The sequence below is a fragment of the Polaromonas sp. CG_9.7 genome (genome assembly GCF_015752205.1).
GTDB lineage: Bacteria > Pseudomonadota > Gammaproteobacteria > Burkholderiales > Burkholderiaceae_C > Polaromonas.
Genome location: NZ_JADOVG010000011.1, coordinates 81,164 through 94,186, shown reverse-complemented (window position 1 = coordinate 94,186; position 13,023 = coordinate 81,164). Strand labels below are relative to the sequence as shown.

Annotated in this window: 8 protein-coding genes; 2 read left to right on the top strand and 6 right to left on the bottom strand. The window is 60.2% G+C overall.

Going from position 1 to position 13,023, the window contains the following annotated elements:
• Positions 1 to 11 precede the first annotated feature (11 nt).
• Complete coding sequence (locus IWX87_RS12645; RefSeq protein WP_196863875.1) at positions 12 to 815, bottom strand: ABC transporter permease; 804 nt, start codon at positions 813 to 815, stop codon at positions 12 to 14.
• 98 nt (positions 816 to 913) lie between these two features.
• A complete protein-coding gene (locus IWX87_RS12640) occupies positions 914 to 2,086 on the bottom strand; it encodes a PQQ-dependent sugar dehydrogenase (protein ID WP_196863874.1) in 1,173 nt (390 codons plus the stop codon).
• A gap of 256 nt (positions 2,087 to 2,342) precedes the next feature.
• On the opposite strand from IWX87_RS12640, the gene IWX87_RS12635 reads away from it, so the two are divergent.
• Positions 2,343 to 2,963 (top strand): C40 family peptidase, encoded by a 621-nt coding sequence (locus tag IWX87_RS12635; RefSeq protein WP_231374772.1) that lies wholly within the window; start codon positions 2,343 to 2,345, stop codon positions 2,961 to 2,963.
• 209 nt (positions 2,964 to 3,172) lie between these two features.
• Here the strand turns inward: IWX87_RS12635 and lpdA are convergent, their stop codons facing one another.
• From lpdA to aceE, 4 genes are read right to left on the bottom strand one after another with little or no spacing between them, the layout of a single operon-like run.
• Entirely contained in the window at positions 3,173 to 5,056 is a 1,884-nt protein-coding gene (lpdA, locus tag IWX87_RS12630) for a dihydrolipoyl dehydrogenase (protein WP_196863873.1), read from the bottom strand.
• Positions 5,053 to 5,643 carry an MFS transporter gene (locus IWX87_RS12625; protein WP_196863872.1) on the bottom strand — a complete coding sequence of 197 codons (591 nt, stop codon included), beginning with the start codon at positions 5,641 to 5,643 and terminating at the stop codon, positions 5,053 to 5,055. Before IWX87_RS12625 ends, lpdA begins: the two co-directional genes overlap by 4 nt.
• Positions 5,640 to 7,397, bottom strand: coding sequence for a dihydrolipoyllysine-residue acetyltransferase (gene aceF / locus IWX87_RS12620; RefSeq protein ID WP_196863871.1), 1,758 nt, complete (start codon positions 7,395 to 7,397; stop codon positions 5,640 to 5,642). Before aceF ends, IWX87_RS12625 begins: the two co-directional genes overlap by 4 nt.
• Positions 7,398 to 7,440: 43 nt before the next feature.
• Positions 7,441 to 10,176: a pyruvate dehydrogenase (acetyl-transferring), homodimeric type gene (aceE, locus tag IWX87_RS12615; protein ID WP_231374771.1), complete on the bottom strand. Its 2,736-nt coding sequence runs from the start codon at positions 10,174 to 10,176 to the stop codon at positions 7,441 to 7,443.
• Positions 10,177 to 10,447: 271 nt separating this feature from the next.
• On the opposite strand from aceE, the gene IWX87_RS12610 reads away from it, so the two are divergent.
• A complete protein-coding gene (locus IWX87_RS12610; RefSeq protein ID WP_196863870.1) occupies positions 10,448 to 13,018 on the top strand; it encodes a PAS domain-containing sensor histidine kinase in 2,571 nt (856 codons plus the stop codon).
• Positions 13,019 to 13,023 lie beyond the last annotated feature (5 nt).

The following is a 13,023-nucleotide window of genomic DNA, read 5'->3' as shown; positions in this document are numbered from 1 at the left end:
GTATTTCAAATTCAGTAATAGTTGCCAACCAGCGAAGCCACTTCAACCAGCAGCAAAACGGCAAACATACGAACCAGGCCGCGCATTTCGGCACTGGAGCGCAGACTGGCGCCGCGCATGCCGTACAAGGCCGAAGCCATTGGAATGAGCGAAACGGCCAGGCAAAAAAACACTGTCTTCAGCACAAAAATCAGCGTGACGGCAGGTGTGAACACCTGGCCGAACAACCGGGTGTAGCCCGGCAGGCCCGACACGGCGAAGCCGTACACCGCGACATAGGCCACGACCAGCGCCACCACGCAGCTCAGCGCGGCCAGCGTGATGCCGGCAAACATGCCCGCCACCACGCGCGGCAGCACTTCGCGGCGTATCGGCTCAACGCCCTGTCGGCGCATGTTGTCAAGTTCGCCACTGGCCTGCAGCGCGGTGAGTTCGGCGCCATCGGGAATTGTGCAACGCAGCGCCACGAACAGCGCGGCGGTCAGGGGAATCAACTCCAGCACCAGCACACGAATCAACAGTTGCAGCGCATATTGAGACAGGCCATAACTCAGCGCCGTCACCATCACGATGCGCGTGAGTACCACCGTCACCAGCGCGCACAGCAGCGAAAAACCCAGCAGCACCGGCGCCGTGCTGGTGTAGACATGGCGCCCCAGGACTATTCGGTTTTCGCGGCTGTAGCTAGAGGGCGAAAGCGCCAGCACCATGATCACCGCGCCCAGATGCACCAGTTGCCACCATTCGGTGAACCACTGCCGGGCAGACCAACCCGTCTGGGTCAGGCGGTTGTGCCAGGGCGTGCTTGGTGTCATGCCTGCATGATAACGGGGGGTTTGTTCGGCCAAACCCCAAAACAGCGACCGAATGCGTCACCAGCGTATTGCCGACCCGCAGCCCCGAAGGCACGCTTTCACTTGCCGGGGGGTTCGGGCAGCAGCCGGATGAGCTTGCCGTTGCTGCTGTCGGTCAGCACGTACAGCAGGCCATCGGGGCCTTGGCGCACATCGCGGATGCGCTCGCCGACATCGGCCAGCAGCTTGTGCTCGCGAACCACCTTGCCGCCGAAGGGTGTCGAGAGTTCTATCCGGTCAAGGTAAGAAAACTTCAGCGACCCGACAAACAGGTTGCCCTGCCACGTCTTGCCATACCGTTCGCTGGTTAAAAAAGCCATGCCGGACGGTGCGATCGACGGAACCCAGTAATGCAGCGGTTGCTCCATGCCGGCCTTGCGACTCAGGCCTTCGCCCATCTTGCCGCCGCCGTAGTTTTCGCCATAAGTGATCTCGGGCCAGCCGTAATTCGCACCCGGCCGGGGCAGGTTGATTTCGTCGCCACCCTGCGGCCCATGCTCGTGCATCCAGAACGTGCCGTCGGGCCCAAGCGTGGCGCCTTGGGCATTGCGGTGGCCATAGCTCCAGATTTCGGGCAATGCGCCTGCCTGGTTGGCAAAGGGATTGTCGGCAGGCACCGAGCCATCCTTGTTGATGCGAACAATCTTGCCGTGGTGGTTGTCAAGTTTTTGTGCGTCGTCCTTGCGTGAAAACCGCTCTCCCAGTGTCAGGAATAATTTACCGTCCGGTTGGCCATTCGCACCCGGCGCGCGGCCTTCAACAATACGGCATCCGAAATGGGCCGAACTGGCAACTTTCGGCTTCTGGCTGAAAAGCACCTTGAGATTTTCCAGCCGCGCGCCGTCAGCGCTCATTCGGGCGCTGGCCAGCGCCGTGCTGTTGGCCCGGCCGGTGGCAGCAGGTTCCGAATAGCAGAAATACAAGGTGCGGTTGCGTGCAAAGTCACTGTCCGTCACGATGTCGAGCAGACCACCCTGCCCGCCGGCTGCGATCTCGGGCAAGCCGGTGACGGTTGCCAATGCCTTGCCATCGGCAGCCAGCAAGCGCAGCTGGCCGGCCCGCTCGGTGACCAAAAAGCGACCGTCTGGCAAGAATGCCAGCGCCCAGGGATTTTGCAGACCTGACGCCACGGTGTCAGCGCGAACTGCCTGCGCATGCACCTGCAGTGACAGCAGGCTTGAGGTGATGACCGTGGCAGCACAAAGCGCACGCAGGTTCAGCGTTGAAAACATCTTCTGAATCCCTGCATTGTTTTAATGGCTTTGTGATGTCGACTGGGGCGAATAGTTCAAACCAAGGGAGCTAAACCCTATGCCATTCGCCAATCTGGTTCGTCCCGGGAGCAATGCTGGACAAGTGCTTATTTTCAAAAATCCAACACTTCACATATCAAGAAACGAATTTTTCAATTAAATACAATAATATTTAACTGTAATAAAAGAAACTAAGGTAACAATTTTTTATTGACGCAGGGCCTATCCGTCAAGTATGCTCGCCGCGATGCGAATGATTCCCTCTGTACTCGTCCTGGCCCTTGCTGCACTTTGCACCTTGAACGCCCAAGCATCTCCCGCCACTTCCAGCGACGAGATCGACAGGCTGCTCGCCGAGCGGGGGCTTCTGAACAAAATGGACTATGTGCGCCAGAACGTTAGCCATAAAGCGTCCGAGCTGGTCGTCAATGCCATGAGCTTATTGGGGGTTCCCTATAAATGGGGAGGAACCGATGCTGACACCGGATTTGACTGCAGTGGTTTTGTGGTCTCCGTGTACCAGCAAAGCATCGGCTTGCTGCTGCCACGCAAGGCCGAACAGCAGGCGGCAGCCACCGAGAAAATCAGCCAAGCCGAATTGCAACCCGGTGACCTGGTGTTCTTCAACACCATGCGGCGCGCCTTCAGCCACGTCGGCATCTATGTCGGCAACGGCAAGTTTATTCATGCTCCCAGGGCGGGTGCTGAAGTCAGGGTGGAAAGCATGGGTGGCAGTTATTGGCAAAACCGCTTCAATGGCGCACGTCGCGTCATCGGCGATGCCGCCGAATCGGTTAACCCAATGCAGTCGAAGCCGGTCAAGGCTTCAATTGACGACGGAGCCTCCATTCGCTGAATCGCCGGGTTTATGCCCGCCAACAGCACAAAAAATATTCATGTTTGAGAGCCGCCTTGCGCATACGCCGTATGTGCAAGGCGGCTTTTTCGTTTGAAGTCGACTGAAATCTCAGCATTAAAAAACCAAAAGGCTCCTGCACGTTCAAAGGGACACGAGGCTTTTTTGTTTTACCGAAGCGTTCAAACCCGGCATGGCGCCGCAAATACCTATTTCCTGATCGGCGGCAAGTCAGTGCAGCTGCCATGCGCCACTTCTGCTGCCATGCCAATGCTCTCGCCCAGTGTCGGATGCGGATGGATGGTCTTGCCGATGTCCACCGCGTCGGCGCCCATTTCAATCGCCAGCGCAATCTCGCCGATCATGTCGCCCGCGTGCGTGCCGACCATGCCGCCGCCCAGGATCTTGCCGTGGCCGTGCGCCTCCGGGCTGTCGTCAAACAGCAGCTTGGTCACGCCTTCGTCGCGGCCATTGGCTATCGCGCGGCCTGAAGCGGCCCACGGGAACAGGCCCTTCTTGACCTTGATGCCTTGCGCCTTGGCCTGGTCTTCGGTCAGGCCGACCCATGCCACCTCGGGGTCCGTGTAGGCAACGCTCGGGATCACGCGGGCATTGAATGCAGCGCTGGCCAGTTCCTTGTTGCCTTGCAGTTCACCGGCAATCACTTCGGCCGCCACGTGCGCCTCATGCACCGCCTTGTGCGCCAGCATCGGCTGGCCAACAATGTCGCCGATGGCGAAGATGTGCGGCACGTTGGTGCGCATCTGGATATCGACGTTGATGAAACCGCGATCGGTCACGCTGACACCGGCCTTGTCGGCGGCCAGCTTCTTGCCGTTAGGCGTGCGGCCCACAGCCTGCAACACCATGTCATACACCTGCGGCGCAGGGGCCGTGCCGCCCGGCTCGGCGCTCTCGAATGTCACCTCAATGCCTTCGGGCGTGGCCCGGGCGCCCACGGTCTTGGTCTTGAGCATGATGTTGTCAAAACGCGGTGCGTTCATCTTCTGCCAGATTTTGACCAGGTCGCGGTCTGCGCCCTGCATCAGGCCGTCGAGCATTTCCACCACGTCCAGGCGCGCGCCCAGCGTGCTGTACACGGTGCCCATTTCCAGGCCGATGATGCCGCCACCCAGGATCAGCATGCGCTTGGGAACCTCCTTTAGCTCCAGCGCGCCTGTAGAGTCCACCACGCGCGGGTCTTCCGGCATGAAGGGCAGGCGCACGGCCTGGCTGCCCGCAGCAATGATGCAGTTCCTGAAACCGATGGTCTGCTTCTTGCCGGTTTTTTCCTGCGCCGTGCCGCCGGTTTCCTCGACTTCCACGTGGTTGGCACCGACGAAAGCGCCGTAGCCGCGCACGACAGTGACCTTGCGCATCTTGGCCATCGCGGCCAGCCCGCCCGTCAGCTTGTTGACGACCTTTTCCTTGTGGCCGCGCAGCTTGTCGATGTTGACGCTGGGCGCTCCAAAATCAATGCCAAGAGCCGCCATGTGGCTGACTTCGTCCATCACGGCAGCGACATGCAGCAGCGCCTTGGACGGAATGCACCCAACGTTCAGGCAGACGCCGCCCAGCGCGGCATAGCGCTCGACCAGCACCACCTTGAGGCCCAGGTCGGCGGCACGAAAGGCGGCCGAATAGCCGCCGGGACCGGCGCCGAGCACCAGCAGGTCGCAGTCCAGATCGGCCGTGCCGCCGAAGCTGGCGGCGGCTGGCGCTGGCGTAGTGGCTGGAGCTGCTGCAGCAGGCGCTGCTTTTTCAGGAGCAGCAGGTGCAGGTGCAGCCTGCGCGGCAGCCTGTTTTGGTGCTTCAACCGGCGCAGCTGCGGCATTCGCGGCGCCAGCGACTTCCAGTGTCAGTACGACCGAGCCCTGCTTGACCATGTCGCCAAGCTTGACCTTGATGTCCTTGACCACGCCGCCTTGCGAAGCCGGGATTTCCATGGAAGCCTTGTCGCTTTCCACAGTGATCAGGCTTTGCTCGGCCTTGATGGTGTCGCCGGCCTTGACCAGCACTTCGATGACGGAGACTTCATCAAAGTCGCCAATGTCGGGCACCTTGATGTCGATGAAGTTTGCAGAGGCACTCATGAGGAGGCTTTCAATTTGAGGGTGAATAGGTCAATCAGTCCACCGGAATTCTTGTCGAATTCGCAACCGGCGTTCATTCCGGCCATGGCCACCTCGCGGGCGGTTCTGGCCTTGGCCCAGCTCGCATGCATGGCACCCAGCGCAAAGCTGCGGCCCGAGCCCACGCCCCAGAATTCCTTGAATTCAAAGACTTCCCGGTAGCTGTAAAGGCCATAAATGCCGGTGGCGTTGGCAATGAGCACGGTGAACTGGCTGGACTCGTAAGGGTCGTTGTCGTCTTCCTTGCTTTGCAGGAAAAACGATTCCTTGAGCATGGCGTGAAGCCGGAGAAAGGTGTCGAACACCTCCTCGCGGCTGTTCAGCCGAAGTTCCTCGGGGGGCAGCGTCGACATGGCCTTGCGCAGCACGGGAAAGTGCGCCACGGTTCCGGCCATGCCGATGTGACTGACCCCTTGCGGCGTCTCGACCTTGAAAATCTTGCTGTTGCTTTCAAAGCGGTGGCTCAGGCGGGTATCGCCAAAGGTCACAAGCGTGTCGGCAGCCATCACGACCTGACCCGCTTTCTTGACAACCACCAGCGTGGTCACAGCAAGATTCGGCGGAAGTCCGCCAGCACCTGGCCGTAATACGCATTGAAACGCGCCGCCGCCGCGCCATCGATCACGCGGTGGTCCCAGCTCAGCGACAGCGGCTGCATCAGGCGTGGCGCAAAAGCCTTGCCATCCCAGACCGGCTCGATGCGGCTCTTGCACACGCCCATGATGGCGACTTCAGGCGCATTGATGATGGGCGTGAAGTAACGCCCGCCAATGCCGCCCAGCGACGAGATCGTAAAACACGCGCCCTGCATGTCGGCCGGACCGAGCTTGCCGTCGCGCGCTTTCTTGGCCAGCTCGCCCATCTCCTGCGAGATCTGGATGATGCCTTTCTTGTCGGCGTCCTTGATGACCGGAACGACCAGGCCGTTTGGTGTGTCGGCGGCAAAGGCAATGTTGAAATACTGCTTGAGCACCAGCTGGTCGCCGTCGAGCGAGGAATTGAACTGCGGAAACTTCTTGAGCGCGGCCACCGCGGCCTTGATCAGGAAAGCCAGCATCGTGATCTTGACGCCGGATTTTTCGTTTTCCTTGTTCATCTGCACGCGGAAGGCTTCGAGTTCGGTGATGTCCGCGTCGTCGTGGTTGCAGACATGCGGAATCATCACCCAGTTGCGGTGCAGGTTGGCGCCGCTGATCTTCTTGATCCGCGACAGCGGCTGGCGCTCGACCGGGCCAAACTTGGTGAAGTCGACCTTTGGCCAGGGCAACAGTTCCAGGCCGGCACCGGTGCCGCCACCGCCTGCAGCAGCCGGCGCGGGCGCCTTGGCTGCCTGCGCCTGGGTGCGGGTGTCGCCCGTCATCACTGACTTGGTGAAAGCCTGGACATCGTCCTGCGTGATGCGGCCCTTGGGGCCGGAGCCCTTGAGTTCGGCCAGCGGCACGCCCAGTTCGCGGGCAAACTTGCGCACCGAAGGCGAAGCATGCGGCAGACTGGTCGATGTTGCGGCCATGGGTTCATGCGCGGGCTGGGCCTGGGCGGCGGCGGGTGCTGCTGCGGTCGGGGTTGGCGCAGGATCGCCATAGCCTTTGGCGCTGCCGGCGGCATTGGCTGCAGCGGGGTCGGGGCTGCCGCCAGCAGTGGCCGGTGCTGGCGGCGCAGGTGCGGCGGTGGGCGCGGGAGCAGCAGCACTGGCAGCGCCTTCCAGAATCGCCAGCAGGTCGCCAATGTTGATGGTGTCGCCCAGCTTGACCTTGAGCTCCTTGATCACACCGGCATGACTGGACGGGATTTCCATTGAGGCTTTGTCGGATTCCACGGTGATCAGCGATTGCTCGACCTTGACGGTGTCACCCGTCTTGACCAGCACCTCGATCACGACCACATCCTTGAAGTCGCCAATGTCGGGAACCATGACTTCGACCAAGCCAGCCGTCGCGGCTGCCGGGGCTGCCGGGGCTGCGGCTGGCGCGGCTGGTGCCGGCGCAGACGTTGCTTCGGTTTTAGGAGCTGCCGCAGCAGGCGCAGCCTGCGCAGGAGCCTGTTTTGGCTCCGATTCCGCAGCGCCTTCAACTTCCAGCGTCAGCACGACCGAGCCCTGCTTGACCTTGTCGTCGAGCTTGATCTTGATCTCTTTCACCACGCCGGAATGGCTGGACGGGATTTCCATCGAGGCCTTGTCCGACTCGACTGTGATCAGCGACTGCTCGGCCGTCACGCTGTCGCCGGGCTTGACCAGCAGTTCGATCACCGTGACTTCATCAAAATCGCCAATGTCAGGGACTTGTATATCTACCAATGCCATGTTCTTGTCTCCGTTTGCTTGCGTCTTGGACTGAATTTTTACGTCAAGCGTAAAGCGGATTGATCTTGTCGGCATTGATGCCGTACTTGCGGATCGCTTCGGCCACCTTGGCAACCGGCACCGTGCCTTCTTCGCTGAGCGCCTTCAGCGCCGCCACGACGATGTAATGGCGGTTGATCTCGAAGTGTTCGCGCAGCTTGCTGCGGAAATCGCTGCGGCCAAAACCGTCGGTGCCCAGCACTTTGTAAGTGCGGCCCTTCGGGATGTAGGAGCGAATCTGCTCGGCAAAGGCCTTCATGTAGTCGGTCGAGGCAATGACCGGGCCGGCATGGGCTTGCAACTGGTCCTCGACGAACGAGGTGCGCGGGGTTTCCAGCGGATGCAGCAGGTTCCAGCGCTCGGTGTTCTGGCCATCGCGTGCCAGCTCGTTAAAACTCGGGCAACTCCACACATTGGCAGAAACGCCCCACTCTTTTTCCAGCAATTCCTGCGCGGCAATCGATTCCCGCAGGATGGTGCCCGAGCCGAGCAACTGCACGGTCGGCGCCAGCTTGGGGCCTTCCTTGCACAGGTACATGCCCTTGATGATCTGCTCTTCGGTGCCGGGCTTGAGGCCGGGCATGGCGTAGTTTTCGTTCAGCAGCGTGATGTAGAAGTAGACGTTTTCCTGCTTTTCAACCATGCGCTTGAGCCCGTGGTGCAGAATCACGCCGACTTCGTGCGCGTAGGTCGGGTCGTAGCTGATGCAGTTCGGAATCGTGCCGGCCAGGATGTGGCTGTGGCCGTCTTCGTGCTGCAGGCCTTCGCCGTTCAGCGTGGTGCGGCCCGAAGTGCCGCCCAGCAAGAAACCGCGTGCCTGCATGTCGCCCGCCGCCCAGGCCAGGTCGCCGATGCGCTGGAAACCGAACATCGAGTAGTACACGTAGAACGGCACCATGATGCGGTTGTTGGTGCTGTAGCTGGTGGCCGCCGCAATCCAGCTGCTCATGCCGCCGGCCTCGTTGATGCCTTCCTGCAGGATCTGGCCCTTTTTGTCTTCCTTGTAGTACATCACCTGTTCTTTGTCGACAGGGGTGTACTGCTGGCCGGCGGGGTTGTAGATGCCGATCTGGCGGAACAAGCCTTCCATGCCGAAAGTGCGGGCTTCATCCACCAGAATCGGCACGACGCGCGGGCCGAGCGCCTGGTCACGCAGCAACTGCGTCAGGAAACGCACATACGCCTGGGTGGTCGAGATTTCACGGCCTTCGGCGGTCGGCTCCATCACGGCCTTGAAGGTCTCGATGGCCGGCACGGTGAAGTTTTCATCGGCTTTGGTGCGGCGGTGCGGCAGATAGCCACCCAGCGCCTTGCGACGTTCATGCAAGTACTGCATTTCAGGGGTGTCGTCGGCCGGTTTGAAGAACGGCAGTTCGGCCAGCTGGCTGTCGGGGATCGGAATGTTGAAACGGTCGCGAAAGGCCTTGATGTCCTCGTCGCCCAGTTTCTTGGTCTGGTGGACATTGTTCTTGCCCTCGCCAATCTTGCCCATGCCAAAACCCTTGACGGTCTTGATCAAGAGCACGCTGGGCTGGCCGGTGTGGTTCACCGCTGAATGGAATGCGGCATAGACTTTTTGCGAGTCGTGGCCGCCACGGGTGAGCTTCCAGATGTCGTCGTCGCTCATCTTGGAAACCATTTCCAGCGTGCGCGGGTCGCGGCCGAAGAAGTGCTTGCGCACATAGGCGCCGTCATTGGCTTTGAACGACTGGTAGTCGCCGTCGTTGCACTCCATCATGATCTTCTTGAGCGCACCTTCGGTGTCGCGAGCCAGCAGCGGGTCCCAGCCAGAACCCCAGATCAGCTTGATGACGTTCCAGCCGGCACCGCGGAATTCGCCTTCGAGTTCCTGGATGATCTTGCTGTTGCCGCGCACCGGGCCGTCGAGCCGCTGCAGGTTGCAGTTGATGACGAAGACCAGGTTGTCGAGCTTTTCACGCGCAGCCAGGCCGATGGCGCCCAGCGATTCGACTTCGTCCATCTCGCCGTCACCGCAAAACACCCAGACCTTGCGGTTTTCGGTGTTGGCAATGCCGCGTGCATGCAGGTACTTGAGGAACCTGGCTTGGTAAATCGCCATCAGCGGGCCCAGGCCCATCGACACCGTAGGGAACTGCCAGAAATTGGGCATCAGCTTGGGATGCGGATAGCTCGACAAGCCCTTGCCATCAACTTCCTGGCGGAAATTGAGCAGTTGCTCTTCGCTCAGACGGCCTTCAAGGTAGGCGCGTGCATACACGCCGGGCGACACATGGCCCTGAATGTAAAGGCAGTCGCCGCCGTGGTTTTCGCTCTCGGCATGCCAGAAATGGTTGAAACCGGCGCCAAACAGGCTAGCGAGCGAGGCAAACGAACCGATGTGACCGCCCAGGTCACCGCCGTCGGCAGGGTGCAGACGGTTGGCCTTCACCACCATGACCATGGCGTTCCAGCGCATGTAGGCGCGCAGCCGCTGCTCGATGATCAGGTTGCCGGGCGAGCGTTCTTCCTGGTCGGTCTCAATGGTGTTGACATAACCGGTGGTGGCCGAGAAAGGCATGTCGATGCTGTTCTGGCGGGCATGTTCGAGCAGTTGCTCAAGCAGGAAGTGAGCGCGCTCGGGGCCGTTGCTTTCAATGACGGCGGACAGCGCATCCATCCACTCGCGCGTCTCCTGCGTGTCTTTGTCCTGCACCGGCTCAAGGTAAGCGCCGGCGGGGGAAATGCCGGTTTGCTGGGTTTCGTCTGGATTGGCTGCCATTTTGTCTCCTGGATAAATCTTTTCGCTTGTTACTTTGAACCCATGCAAGGCAATGTTCAGCCTTGCGGGCGCGCGTTCAGGTCCCGTTTTTAAACTGAAACCAAGTTTAAGCGCCTAGTTTCTCACAATTATTTGTAAATTTCAAATTGTGCTTTTCAATTTTGCATGATGAAATTTTATGACTTGTTCATTGCTTACCTACATTGAACTTATGGATTTGTAACTGCATCTGTCATGTGGACCTGTTCACTTTAAAATCACTTGTTTTCCCATGTCCCAGTTTCCGCTCTCCCCTTCCACCGACGCCACGGTCAATCCAGCGTCCGTCCCGCTATGGCGGCGCTGGTGGCGCAAACAGTCCCCGTCTCGCCAGGACCGGTTCATTGCGTTGGGACCGCTGTTTTCCGTGGTTCTGTTTCTGGCGGCTGTGATCGCCGCATTTGGCTACCTGCGCATTGAAGAAATAGACCGCGAACAGCAGGCGGTCACCCGTGATGTCGAATATGCCCAGCAACGCCTTAGGCTGCGGCTGCTGGAACGGCAGGAGCAATTGATGCGAATCGGCCGGGACGTGTCCAACAAAGAGATTGATGTCGAAGAATTTCTGATTCAGGCAGAAGCGCTGGTGAACCAGAATCCGGAATTGATGGCGATCACCTGGATCGACAACCGGCGGCGCATCAAAGCATCGTATGTTTCACCCAGTGCCAACGCCATGGGGCCGCGTACTGTCGGCGAGCCGCTCAGGCTGGGTGAGACCGACGGCACCTACGAACTGGCACGCGACCTGCGCCAGCCGGTTTACTCCAGACCCTTGTTATTGCAGGACACCCGGCGCTCCAACGCAGCGAGCCTGCAATTGCAGGTTCCACTGGATGAACAAGGCCGATTCGCTGGTGTGATCATGGGGGAGTATTCAGTGGATGGGCTGCTGCGCTTTGGCATTCCTACGGAAATCACCGCCAAGTACGCGGTTGCCCTGGTGGACGACAAAGAGACTGTGCTGGCAGGCAACCTGCCGCCGGCCCGCAATGGTGCGGCACGGTGGCTGCCCTGGGCCGAAGACGCGGCCAAATACGAAATTCCGGTGTCGCCCGTGGGCAATGGCCTCTTGATCCGGGCCGAAGGCTACCGCGCCTCGCAGGGCGTGGTGGGCAGCGGCTTTTTCTGGCTGGTCAGCGCGCTGAGTGCACTGACCGTGTGGATGCTGCTGGGCAACTGGCGCCATACCCGGCGCAGGGTACAGGCACAAGAGGCATTGCAGACCGAAACCCATTTTCGGCGTGCGATGGAAAACTCGATGCTGACCGGCATGCGCGCGCTCGACCTGCAGGGCCGCATCACCTATGTCAACCCGGCTTTTTGCCAGATGACCGGGCTGACGGAAGACGAACTCGTCGGCTGTACCGCGCCATTTCCACATTGGCCCGAGTCAGAAATCGGCACGCTGATGGGCCGGCTCGAAGATGAACTCCACGGCCGAACGCCGGCCGGCGGCTTCGAAGTACGCGTCAAACGCAAGAACGGCAACACCTTCGATGCCCGCCTGTACGTGTCGCCTTTGATCGATCCGCGGGGCCAACAAACTGGCTGGATGACGTCGATGACCGACATCACCGAACCCAAGCGCATCCGCGAGGAACTCACCGCCTCCTACGAACGGTTCACCACCGTCCTTGAAGGACTGGACGCTGCGGTTTCCGTGGCGCCGATGGGTGGCAGCGAACTGCTGTTTGCCAACCGGCTGTACCGTTCATGGTTTGGTGGCCAGGGCTCAAGCCATGTCAACCTTGTGGCGCAAGTCGGCGTGCCTACCCTCAACCCATCGGGCGATGCCCAGGATGCGGTGGACGACATGGCCGGTTTTCCGACTGAGGCGCTGACCGATGCGCTGACTGCAAATGCCGAAATCTTTGTTCCCGAACTCGCCAAATGGCTGGAAGTGCGTTCCCGCTACCTGACCTGGGTCGATGGCCGTTTGGCGCAGATGGTGATTGCCACCGACATCACTCCGCGCCGCCATGCAGAGGAACAGGCCGCCCAGCAAAACGAACGCGCGCAAAACGCCAGCCGTTTGATCACCATGGGCGAAATGGCGTCAAGCGTGGCGCATGAGTTGAACCAGCCGCTGACCGCCATCAACAACTACTGCAACGGCATGGTGTCGCGCATCAAGGCCAACCAGATCAGCAATGACGACCTGCTGGTGGCGCTGGAGAAAACTGCCAAGCAGGCCTGGCGGGCCGGGCAGATCATTCAGCGCATCCGCGCCTTCGTTAAACGCAGCGAACCCAACCGCACTTCGGCAGATGTGGCGACACTGGTGAGCAATGCCATGGAACTGGCGGAAATCGAACTCCGGCGCCACCATGTGCGGCTGACGCACCACATTGCCGCCCGCCTGCCCGACGTGATGGTGGACCGGATATTGATTGAACAGGTGCTGATCAACCTGATGAAGAATGCGGCCGAATCGATTGCCCAGTCGCACCGGCCCACAGCCCAGCGCAATGTCGAGCTGCAAGTGCTGCCAAAGCAGATCAACGGCCAGAACGTGGTCGAGTTTTCGGTCCTTGATTCCGGCCGGGGACTGACGCCCGAGGTCATGGAGCGTTTGTTTGAGGCCTTCTATTCGACCAAGGCCGAAGGCATGGGAATTGGCCTGAAACTGTGCCGCAGCATTGTCGAATCCCACCAGGGCAGGCTGGAAGCGGTCAACCTCTACAATGGCGACGACGTTATCGGCTGCCGGTTTACCTTCTGGATTCCGCTAATACCCTTGACATCACCGGCAGCCTCTGCCACCGATACCATAACTGCCGAAACTGCGGGCAGTTCCTAGAAAAA